Source organism: Halovenus marina, from assembly GCF_051414115.1.
In the GTDB taxonomy this organism is placed as follows: domain Archaea; phylum Halobacteriota; class Halobacteria; order Halobacteriales; family Haloarculaceae; genus Halovenus; species Halovenus marina.
The window spans coordinates 2,145,586-2,165,098 of sequence record NZ_JBLKNZ010000001.1; the positions used below are offsets into that span (position 1 = coordinate 2,145,586).

At 57.9% G+C, this 19,513-nt stretch carries 21 protein-coding genes and 2 pseudogenes; 10 read left to right on the forward strand and 13 right to left on the reverse strand.

The window, feature by feature from the left end:
- Nucleotides 1–23: 23 nt before the first annotated feature.
- Nucleotides 24–326, reverse strand: coding sequence for a HalOD1 output domain-containing protein (locus tag ACMGFL_RS11020; protein ID WP_436935589.1), 303 nt, complete (start codon nt 324–326; stop codon nt 24–26).
- A gap of 479 nt (nt 327–805) precedes the next feature.
- Nucleotides 806–1,363, reverse strand: coding sequence for a diadenylate cyclase (locus ACMGFL_RS11025; RefSeq protein WP_436935590.1), 558 nt, complete (start codon nt 1,361–1,363; stop codon nt 806–808).
- Nucleotides 1,364–1,538: 175 nt separating this feature from the next.
- On the opposite strand from ACMGFL_RS11025, the gene ACMGFL_RS11030 reads away from it, so the two are divergent.
- From ACMGFL_RS11030 to ACMGFL_RS11050, 5 genes and pseudogenes are all read left to right on the forward strand, one after another.
- Nucleotides 1,539–1,763, forward strand: coding sequence for a DUF1328 family protein (locus ACMGFL_RS11030; protein ID WP_436935591.1), 225 nt, complete (start codon nt 1,539–1,541; stop codon nt 1,761–1,763).
- Between the two features lie 247 nt (nt 1,764–2,010).
- A complete protein-coding gene (locus ACMGFL_RS11035; RefSeq protein WP_436935592.1) occupies nt 2,011–2,301 on the forward strand; it encodes a histone-like protein in 291 nt (96 codons plus the stop codon).
- 44 nt (nt 2,302–2,345) lie between these two features.
- Nucleotides 2,346–2,492 (forward strand): DUF7563 family protein, encoded by a 147-nt coding sequence (locus ACMGFL_RS11040; RefSeq protein WP_436935593.1) that lies wholly within the window; start codon nt 2,346–2,348, stop codon nt 2,490–2,492.
- Entirely contained in the window at nt 2,489–2,827 is a 339-nt protein-coding gene (locus ACMGFL_RS11045; protein ID WP_436935594.1) for a DUF7837 family putative zinc-binding protein, read from the forward strand. Before ACMGFL_RS11040 ends, ACMGFL_RS11045 begins: the two co-directional genes overlap by 4 nt.
- A 74-nt stretch (nt 2,828–2,901) precedes the next feature.
- A pseudogene (locus ACMGFL_RS11050) lies at nt 2,902–4,100 on the forward strand (CBS domain-containing protein).
- Nucleotides 4,101–4,491: 391 nt separating this feature from the next.
- Here the strand turns inward: ACMGFL_RS11050 and ACMGFL_RS11055 are convergent.
- The 6 genes from ACMGFL_RS11055 to ACMGFL_RS11075 form a co-directional block, all read right to left on the reverse strand.
- Nucleotides 4,492–4,710, reverse strand: a complete 219-nt coding sequence (locus ACMGFL_RS11055; RefSeq protein ID WP_436935595.1) for a dodecin family protein — start codon at nt 4,708–4,710, stop codon at nt 4,492–4,494.
- A gap of 283 nt (nt 4,711–4,993) precedes the next feature.
- Complete coding sequence (locus ACMGFL_RS15930) at nt 4,994–5,275, reverse strand: DUF8106 domain-containing protein (protein ID WP_495849331.1); 282 nt, start codon at nt 5,273–5,275, stop codon at nt 4,994–4,996.
- A 332-nt stretch (nt 5,276–5,607) separates the two neighbouring features.
- A complete protein-coding gene (locus ACMGFL_RS11060) occupies nt 5,608–5,853 on the reverse strand; it encodes a DUF8593 domain-containing protein (RefSeq protein WP_436935596.1) in 246 nt (81 codons plus the stop codon).
- A 315-nt stretch (nt 5,854–6,168) separates the two neighbouring features.
- The gene (locus ACMGFL_RS11065) at nt 6,169–6,957 is read right to left on the reverse strand and encodes a hypothetical protein (protein WP_436935597.1); all 789 of its coding nucleotides are present in this window, start codon (nt 6,955–6,957) and stop codon (nt 6,169–6,171) included.
- Between the two features lie 456 nt (nt 6,958–7,413).
- The gene (locus ACMGFL_RS11070; protein WP_436935598.1) at nt 7,414–8,160 is read right to left on the reverse strand and encodes a DUF7344 domain-containing protein; all 747 of its coding nucleotides are present in this window, start codon (nt 8,158–8,160) and stop codon (nt 7,414–7,416) included.
- A 370-nt stretch (nt 8,161–8,530) separates the two neighbouring features.
- On the reverse strand, nt 8,531–8,812 hold the full coding sequence (locus tag ACMGFL_RS11075) for an ArsR family transcriptional regulator (RefSeq protein WP_436935599.1): 282 nt from the start codon (nt 8,810–8,812) through the stop codon (nt 8,531–8,533).
- Nucleotides 8,813–9,290: 478 nt separating this feature from the next.
- On the opposite strand from ACMGFL_RS11075, the gene ACMGFL_RS11080 reads away from it, so the two are divergent.
- Complete coding sequence (locus ACMGFL_RS11080; RefSeq protein WP_436935600.1) at nt 9,291–10,241, forward strand: transcription initiation factor IIB; 951 nt, start codon at nt 9,291–9,293, stop codon at nt 10,239–10,241.
- 38 nt (nt 10,242–10,279) lie between these two features.
- On the opposite strand, the gene ACMGFL_RS11085 is transcribed toward ACMGFL_RS11080, so the two are convergent.
- Together ACMGFL_RS11085 and ACMGFL_RS11090 are read right to left on the reverse strand one after the other, a co-directional pair.
- Nucleotides 10,280–10,570, reverse strand: coding sequence for a hypothetical protein (locus ACMGFL_RS11085; RefSeq protein ID WP_436935601.1), 291 nt, complete (start codon nt 10,568–10,570; stop codon nt 10,280–10,282).
- Nucleotides 10,571–10,964: 394 nt separating this feature from the next.
- Nucleotides 10,965–12,180, reverse strand: a pseudogene (locus ACMGFL_RS11090) (RNA-guided endonuclease InsQ/TnpB family protein).
- Nucleotides 12,181–12,368: 188 nt separating this feature from the next.
- On the opposite strand from ACMGFL_RS11090, the gene ACMGFL_RS11095 reads away from it, so the two are divergent.
- Nucleotides 12,369–12,551 carry a hypothetical protein gene (locus tag ACMGFL_RS11095; RefSeq protein ID WP_436935602.1) on the forward strand — a complete coding sequence of 61 codons (183 nt, stop codon included), beginning with the start codon at nt 12,369–12,371 and terminating at the stop codon, nt 12,549–12,551.
- A 25-nt stretch (nt 12,552–12,576) separates the two neighbouring features.
- On the opposite strand, the gene ACMGFL_RS11100 is transcribed toward ACMGFL_RS11095, so the two are convergent.
- Nucleotides 12,577–13,503 (reverse strand): FkbM family methyltransferase, encoded by a 927-nt coding sequence (locus ACMGFL_RS11100; protein ID WP_436935603.1) that lies wholly within the window; start codon nt 13,501–13,503, stop codon nt 12,577–12,579.
- A gap of 223 nt (nt 13,504–13,726) precedes the next feature.
- Here ACMGFL_RS11100 and ACMGFL_RS11105 point away from each other — a divergent pair, with 223 nt between their 5' ends.
- Nucleotides 13,727–14,860, forward strand: coding sequence for a sugar-transfer associated ATP-grasp domain-containing protein (locus ACMGFL_RS11105; protein WP_436935604.1), 1,134 nt, complete (start codon nt 13,727–13,729; stop codon nt 14,858–14,860).
- 84 nt (nt 14,861–14,944) lie between these two features.
- Nucleotides 14,945–16,726: an asparagine synthase-related protein gene (locus ACMGFL_RS11110; protein WP_436935605.1), complete on the forward strand. Its 1,782-nt coding sequence runs from the start codon at nt 14,945–14,947 to the stop codon at nt 16,724–16,726.
- 75 nt (nt 16,727–16,801) lie between these two features.
- Here ACMGFL_RS11110 and ACMGFL_RS11115 read toward each other — a convergent pair whose 3' ends face one another.
- The gene (locus ACMGFL_RS11115; RefSeq protein ID WP_436935606.1) at nt 16,802–17,998 is read right to left on the reverse strand and encodes a glycosyltransferase; all 1,197 of its coding nucleotides are present in this window, start codon (nt 17,996–17,998) and stop codon (nt 16,802–16,804) included.
- A gap of 1 nt (nt 17,999) precedes the next feature.
- Nucleotides 18,000–18,176 (reverse strand): hypothetical protein, encoded by a 177-nt coding sequence (locus tag ACMGFL_RS11120; RefSeq protein WP_436935607.1) that lies wholly within the window; start codon nt 18,174–18,176, stop codon nt 18,000–18,002.
- Nucleotides 18,177–18,368: 192 nt separating this feature from the next.
- Between ACMGFL_RS11120 and wecB the strand changes: the two genes are divergently transcribed.
- Nucleotides 18,369–19,502, forward strand: a complete 1,134-nt coding sequence (wecB, locus tag ACMGFL_RS11125; protein ID WP_436935608.1) for a non-hydrolyzing UDP-N-acetylglucosamine 2-epimerase — start codon at nt 18,369–18,371, stop codon at nt 19,500–19,502.
- The last annotated feature ends 11 nt before the right edge of the window (nt 19,503–19,513 follow it).

Genomic DNA, 19,513 nt, shown 5'->3' on the forward strand with positions numbered 1-19,513 from the left:
GGAGGATGTTCGCAGCTGAGCCGTTACTGGATGTCCCTGGCGACGACATCGGGACCGCGCTCCTCACGGATTCGAGGGTCGATCGGGTGTAGCGTGAGGTACTCGCCGTTATCAACCGTGACGCAGCACTTGCTGTAGATGAACGGGAGACGCCCGCCTGTTCGAGAGGTGCCGTCACCGCGCGAATCGAACAGAGCATCTAGCGCATCGGGATCGAGGACGTCCGCAAGCGGCCGAAGCGAGCGTTGATCGACACCTTCGACGGCACTCACCGCACACACCACTGCTGTACTTACTGACTCGTCCGATCCAATCTCGTACTCCATACTACAGTGTAGTGGTCGGCAATCAAAACGTGTCCGAATTTCACCCAGATAATCAAAACAAAATTAGCGGCTCTTCTGGAGTCTGCATTCGTCGAGAATGAGAGATCGGTGAGTACACGCACGGCGACGGGGACCGCCGAGATGCTCAGCGCTGTCGCCAGGAACAGCGCGAACGGCAATCGCTGCTCGGGAGTAACGAGGAACCTCGCGGGAAGAGCCTATCCTAGAGCGACCCAACAGGAACGGGACGATAGAGGCTCCAACAGCGAGTGTTATCGTCGACCGAACGTAGTGGCGTACCGTCTGAAGGTCAACTTCCATGCCAGCCGATCGGGAACTGGGACGACAAGAGCCGTGGCCGTCGGAGCAACGAAGCCGAGAATCGAGGGGTCTAGCACCAACCCGGTGAGGGGTTCACCGACGACTGGTGCAAACTCGAGTCGATCAGCGACGATTATGAATAGATTCACCTCCGTTGGTCAATCACTCACCAGGGACGTCGCTAGAGAATCCTCGAATGTGCCGTTATTAAAGACCGTTACTCGTCCGTCTTCTTCGCTCAGGGTGATCGCTGCGATGACTTCTTTGCGGGTCGAGGTTTCCAGCGCGCTCATGTGACGGGCACCCATCCACCCACGATAGGGAAGATCGTCGTGTCGTCGGCATTCGGCTGGCGAGAGCTGCTTGACTCGGACCATTTCCTCCTCGATCGTGCCGTCGTTGTGAACGACGATTGCACCATCGCAGGACAACGCAACATGTTGTACAGTCTCAAGAAGCACATCGATCTCAGCAAAAACAGTCGCACAGTTTTCAACCGGCCAGCGGTTCGTCCCCATCGGAGTCGCAAATTCGGTTATAGGATTCCGTTCGACGACGAAATACAGTCCGGGTCCACGGGCGTAGGGGTCGTTCCACTGCTCGAACCCGAGGCTGATGTCCTTGACGCACCGTTCGATCCGTTCGAGTGTTGCCTCGATGTCTGCAACAGCAGGTTCCGGTTGCGACATCGCAGAGCTATAGATGGGATCGATCATCTGTCACGAACGAATACGGCTGGTGGAGGCATAGTAGCCCCGAATTTCCGAATGGGTCTCTGTCCTGATTAACCGGGTGAACCACTAGCACTCGAATGGAATTACTCGGTTAATCAAAACCAGAATTGGAGTAAATATGTTGCAGGTTAACACACTCGGGAGACGTAGGTACGCTATGATAGCTCCACACAGTGTTCTAGACAGTGCCGTCCCAGTCGAAGCTGTGCCGCTGCAGTCCGTCGGAGGCGGTGGCTTTATTGAGCTTGCAGTCCTCTTTTTGCTACTCGCAATTGTCGCAGCGGTGCTCGGCGCCCGGGGGGTCGCCGGACTCAGTATGGATATCGCCAAATGGCTCGTCATCATCTTCGTCGTCCTTGCTATTGTCACGTTCATCCTGTAGACTCCCCCAGCTGCGCTCGGTGATCCCCCTCATTTCCTTCGGAATCTCGTACTGATCAGGACTCCTTCTGTCGTGTTGCCGCATGACTGCCGAGGTGTCGGTTCCGACAGCGACATCCCCTGTCTGTGTTGGGACTACGGGACTAGTTACCAAGTTAATCAAAACACTGGGTATCGTGAAAATGTCGCCATTTGATGTAGAACACACTCCACTGTCGTCATACTCACCCTATACGAGTATTTCAGAAATGGCACGAAATACAGACCGACCACGACGCAAGACACGACAGAAGGCGCGAAACGCAGTTGATTCCAAGAAAGCGAAAGCCGTCCTCTCGGAAGCCGCTGACGAGGAGGTCGAACCTGACGACGACGCTGCTGAAACACTCCGCGAGGCTGCAGCTGAAGAAACCGCCGAAGTCGCGGAAGCAGCAGCCCGTCGAGCCCGCCGTCGCGGCCGGAAGAACATCTCTTCCGAAGACATCGGACAGGCGAACGAACGACACCAGGACCGCGAGGAACGCGGACGGCGTCGATAACGCCGGACACGACACCACGGGACTGCTCCACACCGACTGTACTAATGCCAGAATGCAAAAGCTGCGGGGCGTTCGTAACAACCCGATTTATCCGCGTCTTCGGTAATAACCAAGACGACGTATACGGATGTCATGACTGTCTGTCAAACACAGAACTGGCTTCGGGCCAAACGGTCAGAGAGCACTCATGACGACGCGACCACCCGTTGGTCGATGTCCGGCCTGTGGAGAAGTACTATCCCCAAGCCAGACACTGATTGAATATCGGACTGCGACCGGGCAGACGAAAGCGTTCGCTGAATGTCCAGCGTGCACTCGTGTCGATCATCCGATACCTGTTCCATCCATGCAAACACACGACTACAAACCACATCCTGCAGAACGCTCTAGCAGTCACCTTTTCTGGGCGTTCGACGACGAAGACGCTCCAGCCGAGATAACGATCTTCGATCCGCAGAACGAAACCACGACACGCTGGATCACTATTGATAAACACTACGTATGCACTCTCAACGAAAGCGTGTAACACTCCGAATGAGACAAAATAACAGCCTTCATTGCCCAATACCGTCCCACCCCGATTCTTAATCAGACAGGAACATCTCAGAAATCCTCTCACCGAAGTTCGCCGAGTTCGATAGTGGCACACCACTGTCCAAAGTCGCTGGAGCGTTCGAAAATCAGGAACTTGACGCCGTCGTTGTCACAGACGGTGACGAGTACCGTGGCGTCGTTAGTCGCCGACAGTTAGCCTCATCGTCCAACCAACCGTCGGCAAAAGTCGGGTCACGGGTACAGCGCGTCCCGACTGTCGCTCGAACCGCAGACGTCCGCGAGGTCGCGCGGCTCATGATAGGTAGCGGTGCCAAAACGCTTCCTGTGCTGGTAGATGGGCGTGTCGTCGGTATCGTGTCCGGCGACAGTGTGCTCAAGGCAGTGCAAACATTCCTCAGTGCTGTCACGGTCGCAGATGCATACACAGAAAAGCTGATCAGCGCGACTCCCGAAACGACGATCGGTAAAGCCCTCAACACACTCCGAGAAAGTCAAATCGCACATCTGCCGGTCATCGATGATGGCGAAGTCATCGGGATGGTGAGCCTGTTCGACGTCATCGGATTCACGACGCGGGGTGGAACCAAGAGTCAGGGTGGCTCATCAGGGAATTTTGGGGGCCGAGGTGGCAGTGGGCGTCACGGTGGTCTCGGAGCGCGCGAGGGCCAGTCGATCGCATGCTCGATCTGCCGGTGCAGAACCTGATGTCCGATATCGTCGTCACGATTCGACGAAGCGCATCTCTCGACGAAGTTGTCGAAACGATGTTCGGCCGAGAGGTTTCCTCGCTGGTGGTTCTCGCAGATGGCAGTGATGAACCGATTGGCGTTATCACGAAAACAGACGTTCTCGTGTCACTCACTTGGGAACAGGATGACCGGAATGCCGTGCAGGTGTTCGGGCTCGACCTGCTGGACGGTATGGAGTATGATGAGGTCTGCACAGTAATTGAGAAGATGACCTCAAAGTATGGTGAGATGAGTGTGATCAAAGCCAGCATCGAACTCTAGGAACACAAAGAAAGATCCCGGGGTGTGCCGCTGGTGCTGGCGCGAATCCGACTGGTGACTGACCGTGGCTATTTCACAGCCGATGGGGAGGGGTATGGTGCCTCCCACGCACCCAGACTGGCCGCAAACAAAGTTGAGCGTCAAATACTCAAGGGGAAAACCTACGGGCGATCGAAGAAGCATCCTGACAGCCGAGAACAAGAGCGTCTCTATGGCTGGTGGCTCAATGGATGATGCATTCAACTGTTCGTGCGGGAGCGAGTGATTCTAAATGACAGGTTGTCGACCGGTATCGTCGGTCTTTTGAATTCCGGGTTATCGCAGTTGTTGGTAATACGATTTCGTTATTCAGCAGTACCGCCAGGTCTTCGGTTTGCAGGTAGACGTGAACGTACCATTTTGTCGTCTGCTGTTGCTTCCGCTGGTCCTTCTGGCGGCCCAGATCGTTTCGTGAGCCAGCATCGGGTGCCTCGCATGCCGGAGATGGGCAACTTACGCTGACCTTACCGACTTGCGACGAATCCAAGTGAACCGTTCAAGACTCTCACCGGATTCAGCGCCTCTGAGAACGGGGGGCTGCTATCCTCGGGGTAGGATCTGTTCACCTCTGTCTGCCGGTACAGATTTAGCGTTGAACTGGGAATGAGAGGTGAACTGTCGTACGGTACTGGACAATTTCGTCGTTTTCTACCTCTGCGGTCTGACTGACGATATCGATTCCGCTGATTCCGTCTATGGTTTGACCGGTATCGGTGATTGCTTGCTGTGCCGCATCTTCCCACGACTCTTCGGATTCGCCCATCACTTCTACGATCTTGACTGTACCGCGGTCACTGGTGGACATAATTGACTCTCACCAAATCTACAGATCACTGACTTATAGTTTGTGAGTTGTTACCACTGCAAACCGATAAGAGAGCAGTCGTCATTCCCGCTCGGATCGTCTTGGGCAACCCTGTGAGGAATATTCGCTCTGTATTCAGCACGCGCTTTCGAACCTATTCTTGTACTCAGCTTAGACGATGTCGGAAAGAAGGCGTGATCTGGTCTCCGAAGGTGGCCGGAATCGACGCTGTCAAATCGGTCGATACAGGGTAGCCACAAGCCATCTCGCAAAGAGGTATCGTCTACACCCAGAACAGTTTTTGCAGCAACTGAATATTGGTTCCCCACATCTGCCAGAGGACATGGTTGTAGAACAGTGAACGGCCAGTTTCCGGTGATGACCGAGATGTGATTTCTGTTCCACAGTCTGGACAAAGTGAGCGGGAACCCTGCCCGCTCGTGACAACAGTCCAGTCACCGTCATATTGACTCTGGTGACTGCAGTTCGGACAAAAGAGTGTCCCCTTCGAGGGGACATCTCCTTCAAGCCGGGGAGTTGTTGCCTGTTTCGGCATACTGGCCATGTCTTTCAGTTGTTTCGTACGGGGATAAACCCCTCTTCCTTTTCAGCATGAATTTTTTTGATTAAGTGAAAAACAAATATAAAAGTACCACCTCAATATCCGAGGACTTTACACACAACTCCAATTTTTCTTGGGGAACTCCTGTATTGAACTTAGTTTCGTAGAGGCGATATTGATCAACTACCGCCTGGGAGTCGGGTATTTGATCGGGACTCTCAGTACTGCAGAGTCATCTACAGGTTCGCTCTCTGGAGAAAGAGATGGACTGTTCCACGTTGTCTCACCCTCTCGCTTATAAAAGAGCGGTCCACGCTCTGGTGCGTGGGTCCCGACTAAAAATCGTCTTTGAGTCGAATCTCGTCGTCAGTTACTGTGTGAATACGGTTCTCCTCAAGGGCATAATCGTCCTGGTCGGCGTCCCCCCAGCCGAGTTTCGAGCGAATGGTATCAGCGAGTCCCGGATCCGCATCTACGTACGCAGTGCCGGATTTGACCTCCGTGACCATACCGATCTTTTGCCCGTGAGAGTCGACTACCGCTTTGCCTTCGTCGTCATCAGTAATGTGGTCTCGTTCCATTACACCCAGAAGTATTGCTCGTGTGAGTGTAGTTATAAAGATGATATCCGAAACGGGAGAGCGGTAGATCCGTGTTACACCAGTACAGCTATTCGCACATGGGTATCGCTCGAAATGTTCGGATATGTACAGAATAGTCACAAACGGCCGCATTCCGGGGGATACTGTAGGAAGAGAAAGGAATCGTATCGGAGAGGAGTATAACGTGGACATCGGCTCCAATCCGCCGCAACGTCGGTCTGCACGAGCGAGAATAGCTTTGAAAAGCAGAGACACCCATCGCACGACAGCAGTACAATCGGTGTGTAAATCGCCTCAATTGGTACGATAGTGATCGCGGACATCGTCGGGCGAGGCCGCTTCATCCACCGAGTTCAGCCGTTCGGCTACCGAGTCGAGATGTTCTATACCGACCACTGCGACGATGTCGCCTTCCTCGCGGAGCTGTAGGAGTCGAGCGGCCATCTCTTCCTCTCTGGCCACATCTTCGAGTCGGGAGGCCTGAGAGCGACTCGCAGTCCGAAACGCATTCAGAAACGATCGGGATCGACGAACCTGCTTTCGCTCGTCGCGTGCCTGGTCGTCGGGTGCGTCCGTCCAGTCGATGTCGTGCGACACCGGCGAGTCGACCTCCACTCGGACCGAGGTGCGCGCGCCGACGGTCGCCGCAGCACGGCAGATAATTGCGTGTTTCGTTGTTTTGACGGCATCCGAGACCACATTTCGAACCGTCTGGAGCGATGGGCGTTCGCGAAGTAGATTCTGTCCCAACCGTTGGAAGAAGCCACCGGTCGGCCGGTCGATGCCGACGGTAGTGCCCGTGGCGACCTGGATCGCCGCACTCATCTCGCCGCCGAAAACGGGCGGGCATCGGTCGGTGCTCGCGTACTGTTTGAACAGCGGGATTGAGATCGGCGGCAGTTCCAACGCGAGCACTTCCGGGTCGAGTTCCTCGACCACCTGTCGAGCGCGGTACGTACTCGCCGGATGGTCGTGGACGACGCCGACGAGTGTCACCGTTCGGGTGTCACTCGATACCTGACGTATGTACTCGCCAGTTACGCGCGGGTCTGAGTCGATGTCGACAGCCGATGGGAAGCCCATTAGGAAGTGACTACAGTTCCTTAGTGTGTATCTATTTAGATAGCAGGTCTTGTTGAAACCCTGCTGAGGAATACGACAGGTGAGTAGCTGGAAGAAAATAGAAACTCTCCCGAAGTTACGGCTTCTTCGATCCGGTGAGCGTGCTATGGTGCTGGCTCGCCGTGCTGCGGCACGGTTTTGGAGTCGCTATTCATGGAATTGGCGTATTCTGGTTTGATGTTTCGTCCGGTTCCGCCTCAAGGTGAAGAAAACAACCACTCTCGTTGATGAACTCAGCGAGATGCCCCACATCCGTGACATCCTCGATGGTGATTCGATCCCCGCCACCGTCGTCAACACACGAACTCGTCATCAAGTCCGCCGTTCACAATCTGGAACGTAGTCTCACCAGTCCACACGATGAAGGCGACTGTCTGTGAGGAACGGACGTGACGAGCGACTGTTCCGTTCGAGCGTCTACGACAGAAGGTCGCCGTCGTGCTGTGCGTGAACGAGTGCGAGCGCGGTGAGGAAGGCGATGAGTCCAAAGAGGACGACCGTGGCTGTCATTCCGTATGCGACCTCGACGACCTGTCCGAGGCCAAAGAGCACCGTGCCACCGACGATGCTACCGAGATAGATCTTGTGCCAGTTCTGCTCGTCGGTGTCGTCGAGATACGGGTCGAGTTGACTCGCCGCAGGTCCAAGTTCGATCGTTCCCCGGTCCTTGTCGAAATTGACAACGCCTGCATCGTCCATCTTCGGCAGGTGACACTGATACAGGCCGACGTACACGCGCTTTCGCTGGGTAGAAGAGATAGCCCGCACCGTCGTGTCGTTCTCGATGGCAGCGATATGCTCTGCGACCTCGCTGAGCGTCGCGGTCCCGTCGTTCTCGTTCAGGTACTGGAGGGTTTCGCGGCGACGGCTATTTTTCAGTATCTCGAACACCTGGTCGAGCGGGAGTTCCGCTGTCGTGTCCTCACTCTCCTCCTCGTCTGACTCACTCCCGTCACTCGTTGACTGTGAGGACTCGTCGGGGCTCACCTGTTCATCGGGCCGGTCCGGTGACTGGGGCTGTGCTGTCTTCAACCCAGCCCCGAACAGCGCTGTTGTTCGTATCGCTTGCAACCGGTTTCGGAACCGGATGCTGTGCTGTGGTGGCTGCTTCTGTCCGCGTGTACTCCGGTAGCGCTGTATCATGTTGTGGGGGATGGCGTGCATCAGTATCGATCCTCCTATCGTACGTGCAGGACCTGGTTTCTCAGCAGTGTGTGCTGAGAGTTGCTTTGCGAGAGTCATCGCGCCTCTGTTGGGGTGGGTGAACGCACTCTTTCGAGTATCATCCATCTTCGTTCCACTCTTATAATACCCCGGTATTGTTTGCTTAGGTGAATTATTATTGATGTACCTGACATTACACAGCGAGCGAACTGCTGAGCGTCGTTTCGGGGTTGATCGACTCACACAGAGTCGCCTATCAGTGCAGGTATTTTCTTCACCTGGTGCGATTAAACTTAGCTGAGTCATGGCAGTGCCAGAACGGTGATCCGTCGTTCGGACTGAAATCCGCCCGTATTCACATCCTAATATATCAATCCTTTGCAAGGTTCTCGGTATCGATCGTCTCCCAGATCTCTCGACCACGCTCTGTGAGCCCATACACTCTGCCTTTCTTCCTCTCTTCTGATACGAGAAGGTCAACGAGTTCTCGGTCACGAAGGTCCTGCAACGCACGTGAGATATGAGCGATTCCGACGCTTTCGTCGGAAGCGATCTGCGAGGGTGTCGCGGGGCCGACTGCGAGGCGTCTGAGAGCGACAATACGATATTTCGAGCTGATAACGAATCCAATCTCGTCCCAATCGATATCCATTTGTTGTGTACTGGTTTTGTTTGGTGACAGGCGCGTGTCACCGTATGTGTGGTTGTTCAACGGTACTAGCTGGTTCGATACACCAACACTCGTTTTTGTTATCAACTGCTGTCTGTATAGCCGTTCCGTCCGTTTAGTTCAGTTCACACCAGTAAGCAAGTACTAGTCCGAGTAAGAGTCGATTAGAGCGCGATACGACAGCGTCGCCCGGACAGGCTGGGATCGATACCGGCGTCTGCTCGCTCGCATCCAGTCTGTCGGCGGGTGTCGACGAGGAATCGGCCACGCCGGGTGCGGGACGAACAGACGCTGTGGTCAGACAACACCAACGGGGAAAGTACACCCAATATAACAATACAGGAACACACACAGCATTCAGTATGGCTTTCCGACTAACCACGCGACGCGGACCGCTCGGCCGGTGTGCTGAATACAGCGTGTTCACGACCGAGCAGCGTCACGGGAAACCGATCCAGCGATGAGCGGTGAGTTCGCGTCCCGTGACTCGGCCGCCAAGGGGGACACGCTGGCAGATGTGTGTCCCGAGTGTGGTGGCGACTCGATCCACCGTGACGACGTCCACGGTGAGCGCGTGTGTCGAGAGTGCGGCTGTGTTCTCAGCGACAACCTGGTCGAGACGGGATCGAGCTGGTCGGCCTTTTCGCACAGCGACGCCGAACAGACGACCAGAGTTGGTTCGCCGATGACCGAACTCCTCCACGATAGAGGGCTGACGACGAAGATACACTGGAAAGACACCGACGCGCACGGCCGCCCGATATCAGCACGAAAGAAACAGACGATGCGGCGGCTCCGAACCTGGCAAACGCGGGCGCGACTCAGCCGGTCCGGTGAGCGCAATCTCCAGGTCGCTCTCAGTGAGATCAACCGGATGTCGAGCGCGCTGGCTGTCCCCGAGCAGGTCCGGGAGATGGCATCCCACATCTACCGCGACGCGCTCTCGGACGACCTCATTCAGGGACGGTCGATCGAAGCCGTCGCATCCAGCGCACTCTATATCGCGTGCCGGAACGAGCAGATCCCCCGAAGCCTCGACGAGATCGAACGCGTCGCGCGGGTCGACCGGACGGAAATCGCCCGCACGTATCGTCGGATCGCTGCCGAGCAGGAACTGGAGATGAAGCCAGTCGATCCGAAGCTGTTTGTCCCCCGCTTTTGCTCGAAACTCGACGTGAGCCGTCCCGTGCAGCGACGGGCACGTTCGATCCTCGAACAGGCGGCGGCCGAAGGGCTGCACTCAGGAAAGTCTCCGACCGGACTGGCTGGAGCGGCGATCTATCTGGCAACACGCGAGTGTGACTCTGAGGTGACACAGTCAGACATCGCGGACGTCGCGCAGGTGACAGAGGTGACGATCCGAAACCGGTATCAGGAACACAAAGCCGTGGTCGAGCGTACCGAAGCCTAGCGTGGTGGCTTGTGTCGTTCGGACTGGAGTCCTGCGGTTCAGCAGTGGTTTTCCAGATCGAGGTGGGCCTCACGTTCCGCGACGATAAACGCAGCGTCTTTGAGTTCTTCCTCCTCGGTCGGGAGAAACATCACCTGTTCCGTCTCGTCCAGCGTTTCGAACTGTTCCCACTCCCTGAACTCGTATCCCAGGTCAGCGGACACGTCCGGGTCCCCTGCCAGCGATTCCCAGTCCTCCCTGCTCCACTCCTCCGTGGAATCGGCTGTCAGCGGTTGCTCACTCGGTACGGTTCGATTTCCACGTCGGCTGCCATCAGTGTCGTCAGTCATGCTCTATCGGGTACCTCTGGGGTTCTGTACTGGGGTAATCGGCTCTTACTTAATTAACCGTTCTGTCATATTACTGGGTAAGCTGACCGGTCGTGGATAAAAGATACTATCCAGGTACATGCAAAGTACTCAGACGCCTCTGGAAGCTATTTTCCCACCGGTAAGTAGTTTTTACTGGTAGGTATGATCCCGGACAAGTTTGGTAGGTAGTTACTAACACGGTCGTATTCCGCTGCAAGCGCATTCTTGGGGCAGAAGTTGAGTAGTAGTGGAGTCTGCTGTGCGATCCACATGCTGCGAGACAGGGCCAGTACGGGCCGAGTACAGATATCATAACAAGTCACCTTCTCCGCCGTAAACGGCGGAGCTTGTCGGTGGACTCCCGTTCTGACCACTAGACAGTGGTAAGCGTGAAGATGCCGTTCACATTCAACGTCCCCGACTTCAGGGCAAGGTAACTGGTTGCCCCTCCAGCACCAGACTTGTGCCAGTTCTGGAGTAGTTTCCGAGCGATGTTCTTTGCGGCGTTGTAGTCGGCGTGGTACTCGCGGTCGCACTTGAGACAGCAAAACTCGTCGCCGTCGCGGTTGTCCTCGTGGGTAAAGCTACAGTCAACGTGACTACACCGTTGACTGGTGTACTGTGGCGCGATTTTCTCGACGGCAATCCCGTACTCGGCGGCTTTGTACTCGGTGTACTCTTGGATGCGACGGAACGCCCACTGCTGGAATTTGCTCGCGTTCGAGATGCGTTCGCAGATATGTTTCAGTTTCTCGAACGCAATATGCGTGCAGTCGTGGGCGAGAGCCTCATGGACGAGTGTCTTCGAGACACGATGCAGGTAGTCTTCGCTCCAGTTGGCGAATCGCCCACCGAGTGATTTCATCGTTAGATGTGCCGACCGTGTGCCTGTCCGTTGCATCTGTCCACGCCGCTTCTCGTATTCACGCCGCTTGTGGTTGAGGTAGTCAGCGTTCCCGATGAACGCGCCAGTCGAAGTGACGGCGAGATGTCCGTCCACGTTCAAGTCTACGCCGAGTACCGTTCCGTACTCGGCATCTTCCGGCCCTGTGTCCGTCTCTTTCACGACAGCAATATGGAGGTAGTAGTCGCCGTCACGGTGATGCAGTGTCGCCTCGCGTTTCTCCCACTCCGCAGAGAAGTAGGTTGTCGGTGGCACGTCCTTGTCAGGTAGGACGTACTCGGCGTCGTCCGTCCACGGTCGCAAGCGTGGCGTACTCGTCGTAGTAGGTAATCGCGTTGAGGTTGTAGACGATCGAATCAGATGTGAACTGTGGTTTCGAGGGATTTTCCCCGTCTTTGCGTTTTTCGGCACAGGAGTCGAGTGCGTCGGCGGCTCGATTCCGCGCCGCACACACAAGGTCGGCGTTGAGTTCGTTGGTCGCTTCGCGTACTTCGCTGTATGTCCGGTCGTGTAGCTCGGTTTTCGACGTGACAATATAGCCGTCTTCAGTTCCGTTCCAGCCGTCGTCTGCAACCAGCTGAGTGGCCTGTTTGAAGCGGTCTATCGTCTCTTGGAGAAGCTTGTGAGCATTATCGTCTACGTCGAGTTTCACGACGGCAGTACGTCGAAGCTCCACAATTACCATATTGAGTTGAACTGGTATAAAAATCATTCATATAGCGGCACAGTATTGGGGAGTCAGCCGTGGTGTAGTCGGTGGATTGCCACACGGAGCTTACGCGATTCCCTCCCGCCCTGTTCGCTCCTCGGTTCTGACCGGTGTCGCAACACTCGTCACTCACGGGAAGGGCGGGATTCCCTCGCTGAATCAATATGGCCGAATACGTCGCACTGTTGACGCCGTATATCGGCTGGGACGTGGTCGTGGCGGACACGGACGGGTCCTTTCAGGTGGTCGAAGCGAACAGTTCACCCGACGTAATAAACCAGACCCACGAGCCGTTACTGACTGATGACCGCGTCGTCCGATTTTACGAGTATCACGACGTTCTCTAGTGCCCGTCCCCGTTGGCTGTGCGGTCTACTGCCTGCGGAGAAGCACTTCGACGGTGAATTCGGCGTCCCGCAACTCGTCGAACGAATCGATAGCAAGCGGCCGGTCCGTGTAGGAAGGGCTGTCCGCAGTGAGAAACGCAGTTCGCCCGTCAGCAACGAATGAAACCTCGAAGCCTGCATCCTGAAGTACTGTGAGAAACGCGTCGTACTCGCCACGCTCGCGCAGATACTCGGGATGGATCTCGAGAAAGGCTAGCTTGACAGTTCCGGCATCCAGTAGCGCGCCCATCCCCCGGAACACGTCGTACTCGTACCCCTGAACGTCCATCCGGAGCACGTCGACGGTGTCGAGTGCAGTTCCAGTTTCGAGGAGCAGGTCGTCGAGCCGTTTCACCGGCACCTCGATGTCCCCGACGTATCCCGGGATCGTATCCCGCTCGGTCGTCGTACACAGATTTCTGTGCCTGGAAACCTGCAGCGTCGTCGAACGTGTCTCCGCACCAATTGCAGTCTGATGGCACGTGACGATATCCTCGAAGTCGTTGAGATGGACGTTCTCACGGAGCAGTGAGATGTTCTCCGGATGTGGCTCTATCGCGATGACAGTGCCATCCTGCGTGCGCTGTGCTGGGTACAGGAGTGCGAAGTAGCCGATGTTGGCCCCGACGTCGACAACCGTCAGCCCGCCGTGTTCAGCCTCCAAGCGCTCCAACTCAGCACGGTATCTGGCCGTCGCTTCCGGTTCTCTGTAGCCGTGTATGAGAATATCCCGGGAGAGCCCCTCGTCGAGAAGATCGACCCGTAGCTGAAAATCGAACACGTCACAGTCGAAATATCGGTCTCCACCGTTTGCCTCCAGGTGCGAGCGAAATCGGTCACCTCCGGTGAGCAGATCGGCAAGATAGTACCCAGCAAGCGTATACCGCCCGTGTGAGACGAGCGCGCGTGTCATCCTTGCCCGCCGTCTGAGATATGGCGCAACCAACTTCGGGTGCGAAGCACCGACCTGCAGACGTGAACGCATAGATGTAGGGAAACGGACAGGGTGACTCATTAGTAGTCTCTTGATACGTTCAGTCACGCTCCGTTTCGGCCTCCTGCCAGCGAGGTACATCGTTTTGAGCGGTGGTAGCCTGTGCTTTCTTATCTGAGAGAGCGGAGAACTCATCCAGAGAATGTCACCGCTGACAGAGCTCGTTGACCGCTCCCGGCACTATATTGCCGAGCGTGGTCTCGGGAGCTTCTGCTTTGCGGTGGTCGACTTCGCACTTCCCAAGCCGCTCGGGACCCGCTTTCGAGCGCGCCGAGCAGTGTTTCTCGATGCAGTCCGCCTCGATCAGCCATCCACGCTATCGCTCGCGGAACGGATCGAGGCGTTCCGACACGGACTCACGACCGACCTGTATCAGCTATACGGCCTTGACTGCAGTGACCGTCCAGCTAGCCAGTATCTCGATGACGTGTCGAGACGGCACGCGAAGTTTACGAACGACAGACCCGACCGCCTCGATGACAAAGCAAAGTTCGACGCCTACCTTCGTGACTGTGGCTTCGGACCGATGCTGCCGACCGTCTACGGACAGATCACGAACGGACAGTTCACGAGCGACCGCTATTCGACGCTTCGGGACGTTCTGAGAGACCACGACCGGGCCGTAGTCAAACGCCGCACCGGCGCAGCGGGAAACAACGTTCACATCTGCACGGTCAACGACGTCGATACAGACGCTGACGGCACCGACTGCCTGCTGGTCGACCTAGAGCGGACGAGCGCTGATCGAGCGAAGTATCTGGTGACCGAGTACTGCGAACAGGCCGACTATGCGGAGCGGATCTTTCCGCATGCGGCAAACACGATACGAGTGCTGACACTCCGGACAGAGACCGACGATATCCTCGTTGTGCGAGCAGTGCACAGGATTGGGTCCGAGCGGACGGGCGGCCTCGATAGCTTCTCGCAGGGCGGCATGTCGGCAGCTATCGACATGGAGACCGGTGAGCTAAGCGCCGCAGCGGAACCCGCAAAAGGTGGAGAGCCGACCTGGTACGAGACACACCCCGACACGGGCGCGGCTATCGTCGGGGTGATGGTTCCGGAATGGAAGCAGATCCGAGAGCGGATCCGGGAAATCGCCGAGGAGACGACGGCGTTTAGCCACGTCGGATGGGATCTTCTCGTGACCGGACCCGGTGAGTTCAAAATCATCGAGGGGAACAGTTTTCCGGATCCCGATGTCTTTCAGGTCCACGAACCGTTGCTCGTCGACGACGACATCAGAGAGTTCTACGAGCATCACGGCGTGATCTGAGTGGGCGCTGTGTCGGACTGACAGTCACCGGTTTCCGGGCGTAGCCACGTCATAATAAAGCCGTCTTCCCGAGAGCCCCGTAATATGACTGGCTTAGTCGGGGGAACGGACGTTGCGCTGCTGGAGGAGACACTCGACGAACTGAGCTACGGGGACGGAACGAACAGATGGTACCACGAGCACGACGACCTCGCTCTCGGACTGGCGTATCAGCGTGCCGACCAGCAGGGACGGACGATGTGGACCGACGGCGCGCGCGGAGGAGTTATCTACGGCGCCGTGACGAATCTGGACGAACTGGGCTGGTCCGTCGAGGATCTGTTCCATCGACTGCTGCAGCGGCCAGCCGAGACGGCAGCGGCTCTGGATGGTGCGTTCGTCATCGTCTGTCAGGACCCGTCTGCTGACCGCCATCTGGTCGTCACCGACAAACTGGGTGCCCGTCCCGTCTTTTACACCGCGTCGGGACCCATCCGATACGCCTCGGCCGTGCGGGCGCTTCTGCGGTACTGTGATAACCCGTCGGTGAATCTGCAGGCCGTGAGCGACATGCTCCTGATGGGGCATCTCTGGGGGGAGCGGACACTCGTCGAGGGGATCCACGCCCAGCGGCCAGCCACGGTTCTCGATGTCGTCGACGGTGACCGGTCCGCGACGCGATACTGGAAGCCCGAGTACACCGAACGAGCTGCCGACGGGCAGTATCTGGCCGACCTGACCGACAGCTATCGACAGGCGGTGCGGCGTACGAGCGAAACGCTTCCGTCGGAAGTCGGCATCTGGCTGTCCGGTGGTCTCGACAGCAGAACGACGACGGGCGCACTCCAGCAGTACCGACAGCCGGGCGGGTTCGAGACGCTCAAGACCTACACCTACGATGCGAATCCGCCGACGAACGACAATCCCAAGATTGCACGGCAGGTCGCCCGGACGCTCGGCGTCGAGAACCAGCAGGTCCCGCTGACGGCCGAAACCGTCGGCGAGAACTTCGAGCGGATCATCGAGGCGACGGACGGGATGCTCATGTGGGCATTCGGCGCGAACCTCTCGGCGACCTACGAAATCGAGAATCCAACGCCCGTGATGATGGAAGGGATGCAGGGCGCACTGCTCGGCGACCACCTCTACCGGCATCACCTCCACGACGTCTCCTCCGCCGTGGATTCGCAGGCATCGAGCGAGACGAACACCAGCCCGGAGACAGTCACTGGACTGCTCTCACCCGAGGTCGATCCGCTCGATTCGTTTCGGGCAGAAGTCGAGCGTACCTCGGAGACGAGCGTTCGCGAGCAGGTGCTCGACATCCACTTCCAGAACTACTACAGCCGCGTGTTCATGCCGAGTAACCGACTGATGCGTGACCGCGTCGGAACACGAGCGGCACAGGTCGACGGTGACTACCTCGAACTGTGTGCGAAACTTCCCCGGCGGTTCCGAAAGGGCGCACTCAGAACGTGGGGCACGCCCGAGGGCGGTGTGCCCTTCGAGCCGACGCGTGCAAAACTCGGTCTCATCCGCCGGATCGATCCGGATCTGGCCGATATCACCTACGAGCGCTCGAAGGTGAAGCCGTCGTGGCCGTATCCGGTTCACGTCGCCGGGTTCGTCGGCAACGTCCTCGTCAACCGACTGCGCTCACGGCCCACCTACGGCTCCGGACAGCTCTCGGATTTCTGGATCCGCGACACCGAGACACAGCTGCACGACCACGTGACCCGACTCGTCGACGACGCCTGCTCGCGCGACCTGTTCGACGCCGACGCCGTCCGGGACGTGTACGACGAGCACATGGACGGCGCAAACAACGCCGCGATGTTGAGCAAGATCACGACGATCGAACACTGGTTACAGACGAATCTGGACTGATAGTGAGTATTGCGTAATCGCGAGAAGACGTTTCGATATTGTCGACGCTCGACGGAACTGGCCCGAAAGCGATTGTCAGGAGCCGTCGAGTAATGTCTCGTGAGCGTCCCTGATCGCGTTCGCGTGGGCCTCCCACGTCCACCCCTGTTCTCGCAGTCGCTGCTCTGCGGCCACTCCCATCTGCCGTAGCCTCTCGGCGCTGAGCGTCTGCAAGATCGAGCGCAGCGCCTCCGTATCGCCCGAGTCGATGATCCAGCCCGTCGTTCCGTCCGCGACCTGCTCGGAGACGCCGCCGACATCGGTCGCGAGTACGGCCGTCTGGCTCGCCATCGCCTCGTAGATCACGGTCGGTCGCCCCTCGGAATAGCTGGGGAGCACCAGCAGGTCGGCAATTGCGAACCACCGGCGAACGGCGACGGGGTCGAGTTGCCACAGCAGTTTCCCGGGGGGCGTCGGTTCCTGTCCGAGCGTGTCCTGCACGTCCGCTCGCAACTCCCCGTCGTGTCCGATGAACACGAAGTAGAGGTCGTCGTCGAGGTCCGGAAGGACATCCAAGAGGTCACCGACACCCTTTGCCTCGGTCAGGTGCCCACAGAAGAGGACGACCGTCGCGTCGGCCGGGACGTTCAGCTCCTGTCGCAGCGCAGCCTGTCGGTCGGTCGGGAAGTTCGACGGCGTTGCGCCGATTGGGACGACCGCTGTCTGCGCGTTCGGTTCGATCTCGTGTACCTTCGACTGGATCGCCGCCCCGGAGCAGAAGATCCGGTCTGCGGCCGCCACTGTCGACCGTATCCGCCGACGGGTCGCCGCGTTGAAATTCTGGAATTCGTTGACGATCGTTCCGTGCGCGTAGGCAGTCAACGGGATGTCGTGTGTCTCGGATACCCTGGTGAGGCCGTATCCGTCCGGGTAGAGGTGACAGCCATGAGTGACGTCTGCCGAGTGGCCGTTCTGTTCGTACCACGAGGTGAGCGTCGAGGCGACCGAGTCACCAGTACGGTGATACAGCAGCGATTTCGGCAGGTAGTACAGAAAGCGCGGATGGACGACTGGATAGGGGAAGCTCCGGTCCCGAGGCGGGATCGAGCGATACTGAGAGTACGGCCCGACTGGTGGGGCGTGTGGCCGCGGTACGATGGCGGTGACAGCAGTTCCGGTCCGAGTCAGCGCATCGAGGCTCCGGTGGTTGAACAGCCCCCAGAGCGGATGGATCCGGTCCGGATGATTGACCGCCGATGCGAGCAGCGCGTATCCGGATCGGGAGTCGAGCATATCAGTTGAAAATAGCGGGCGTTCCGGCCAGTTCGTGTGTGTACCGCCTGCCGAGCGTGGGGGGCCAGCCAGCGGCGGCCGCGAGCGTGAAAGGTCGGTCGGTGACACCCACGAGCGTGGGACGCCAATCGACGACACCCGCGAGTGATCCGTCGCTGTGCTGCCGGTCTCCGGACATGGGGTGTTCGGATCGACTGACCCTCAGCATATTAGTTATCGATCGGCTATATTTCCGGTCCGGCGATGCGGTGATCCAGTGCGCACCGTCGGCGTCACAAAGCCGTCTATAACGAAACGGGTCGGCGGAGTATCGAGAGCGTATGACCCACAGCGAGGTGGCTGACGCGGATTCGCAGCGAGGTGGCTGGCTATGACCCACAGTGACGTGGCGATGGTGCTGGGCACCCGTCCAGAGATTATCAAGATGTCTCCCGTGATTCAGGCCTACGAGCGTCGCGGGGTCGATCCGATACTCATCCACACCGGCCAGCACTACTCCGAGAACCTCGACGCCGTGTTCTTCCGGCAACTCGACCTCCCCTCTCCGACGGTCAATCTGGAGGTCGGCTCCGGAACGCACGGCGAGCAGACCGGCGAGATGCTCGCCGCTATCGAGCAACAGTTGCTCGAATCTGAACCCGAGGTCGTGTTCGTGCAGGGGGACACAAACTCGGCGCTCGCAGGAGCGCTCGCGGGGAGCAAACTCGACATAGAGGTGGCACACATCGAGGCGGGCCTGCGCAGTTTCGACCGGGAGATGCCCGAGGAGACCAACCGCGTCGTCATCGACCACATCTCCGACCACTGCTTTGCGCCGACAGAACAGTCGGCCGAACTGCTGCGAGCGGAGGGTATTTCGGATGACTCGATCACCGTCACCGGAAACACAGTCGTCGACGCCGTCAAGCGGTGCGGCGAGCTCGCGGCCGACGCGAGCACCGTCCACGCTGACCTCGAACTTGAGCCAGCGGGGTACTGCCTCTTGACTGCCCACCGAGCGGAGAACGTCGACGACCGCACCCGGTTCGAGTCCCTACTCGCAGGCGTCGATCGGTTTGCTCGTGAGTCCGGATACGAGGTGGTCTATCCGATCCATCCCCGTGCGCGGGAGCGTCTCGACGAATTCGACATCGACCTTCCCGAATCGGTCAGACTCGTCGAACCGCTCGACTTCTTCGATTTCCTTCAACTGGAGGACGAGGCTGCGCTCGTCTTTACCGACTCCGGCGGCGTTCAGGAGGAGACCTGTGTGCTCGGAACGCCCTGCGTGACGCTCCGGTACAACACCGAGCGTCCGGAGACGGCGCTCGTAGGTGCGAACTGTATCGCTGGTCTGGACCCAACAGATATCACCACTGCGGCGAACCGTATGGTTTCGAAAGAAGGCGACTGGACGTCCCCGTTCGGCGGCGGACTGGCGGGGGAACGCATCGTCGCTGCACTCGACACCGAGAGTACTGACCCGACCGAACCATCGACCGTCCACGTACGTGAAACGCAGTAGCGTATCAGAAC

Excerpts from the sequence above, each read along its gene's own strand:
- ACMGFL_RS11110 (WP_436935605.1), top strand. The coding sequence starts at position 14,945 with ATGACTGGCTTAGTCGGGGGAACGGACGTTGCGCTGCTGGAGGAGACA.
- ACMGFL_RS11105 (WP_436935604.1), top strand. The coding sequence starts at position 13,727 with ATGTCACCGCTGACAGAGCTCGTTGACCGCTCCCGGCACTATATTGCC.
- ACMGFL_RS11055 (WP_436935595.1), bottom strand. The coding sequence starts at position 4,710 with ATGTCCACCAGTGACCGCGGTACAGTCAAGATCGTAGAAGTGATGGGC.
- ACMGFL_RS11040 (WP_436935593.1), top strand. The coding sequence starts at position 2,346 with ATGCCAGAATGCAAAAGCTGCGGGGCGTTCGTAACAACCCGATTTATC.
- ACMGFL_RS11115 (WP_436935606.1), bottom strand. The coding sequence starts at position 17,998 with ATGCTCGACTCCCGATCCGGATACGCGCTGCTCGCATCGGCGGTCAAT.
- ACMGFL_RS15930 (WP_495849331.1), bottom strand. The coding sequence starts at position 5,275 with ATGGCCAGTATGCCGAAACAGGCAACAACTCCCCGGCTTGAAGGAGAT.
- ACMGFL_RS11080 (WP_436935600.1), top strand. The coding sequence starts at position 9,291 with ATGAGCGGTGAGTTCGCGTCCCGTGACTCGGCCGCCAAGGGGGACACG.
- ACMGFL_RS11065 (WP_436935597.1), bottom strand. The coding sequence starts at position 6,957 with ATGGGCTTCCCATCGGCTGTCGACATCGACTCAGACCCGCGCGTAACT.
- ACMGFL_RS11045 (WP_436935594.1), top strand. The coding sequence starts at position 2,489 with ATGACGACGCGACCACCCGTTGGTCGATGTCCGGCCTGTGGAGAAGTA.
- ACMGFL_RS11035 (WP_436935592.1), top strand. The coding sequence starts at position 2,011 with ATGGCACGAAATACAGACCGACCACGACGCAAGACACGACAGAAGGCG.
- ACMGFL_RS11120 (WP_436935607.1), bottom strand. The coding sequence starts at position 18,176 with ATGTCCGGAGACCGGCAGCACAGCGACGGATCACTCGCGGGTGTCGTC.
- ACMGFL_RS11060 (WP_436935596.1), bottom strand. The coding sequence starts at position 5,853 with ATGGAACGAGACCACATTACTGATGACGACGAAGGCAAAGCGGTAGTC.
- ACMGFL_RS11030 (WP_436935591.1), top strand. The coding sequence starts at position 1,539 with ATGATAGCTCCACACAGTGTTCTAGACAGTGCCGTCCCAGTCGAAGCT.
- ACMGFL_RS11100 (WP_436935603.1), bottom strand. The coding sequence starts at position 13,503 with ATGACACGCGCGCTCGTCTCACACGGGCGGTATACGCTTGCTGGGTAC.
- ACMGFL_RS11020 (WP_436935589.1), bottom strand. The coding sequence starts at position 326 with ATGGAGTACGAGATTGGATCGGACGAGTCAGTAAGTACAGCAGTGGTG.
- ACMGFL_RS11095 (WP_436935602.1), top strand. The coding sequence starts at position 12,369 with ATGGCCGAATACGTCGCACTGTTGACGCCGTATATCGGCTGGGACGTG.
- ACMGFL_RS11085 (WP_436935601.1), bottom strand. The coding sequence starts at position 10,570 with ATGACTGACGACACTGATGGCAGCCGACGTGGAAATCGAACCGTACCG.
- wecB (WP_436935608.1), top strand. The coding sequence starts at position 18,369 with ATGACCCACAGTGACGTGGCGATGGTGCTGGGCACCCGTCCAGAGATT.
- ACMGFL_RS11075 (WP_436935599.1), bottom strand. The coding sequence starts at position 8,812 with ATGGATATCGATTGGGACGAGATTGGATTCGTTATCAGCTCGAAATAT.
- ACMGFL_RS11070 (WP_436935598.1), bottom strand. The coding sequence starts at position 8,160 with ATGCACGCCATCCCCCACAACATGATACAGCGCTACCGGAGTACACGC.
- ACMGFL_RS11025 (WP_436935590.1), bottom strand. The coding sequence starts at position 1,363 with ATGATCGATCCCATCTATAGCTCTGCGATGTCGCAACCGGAACCTGCT.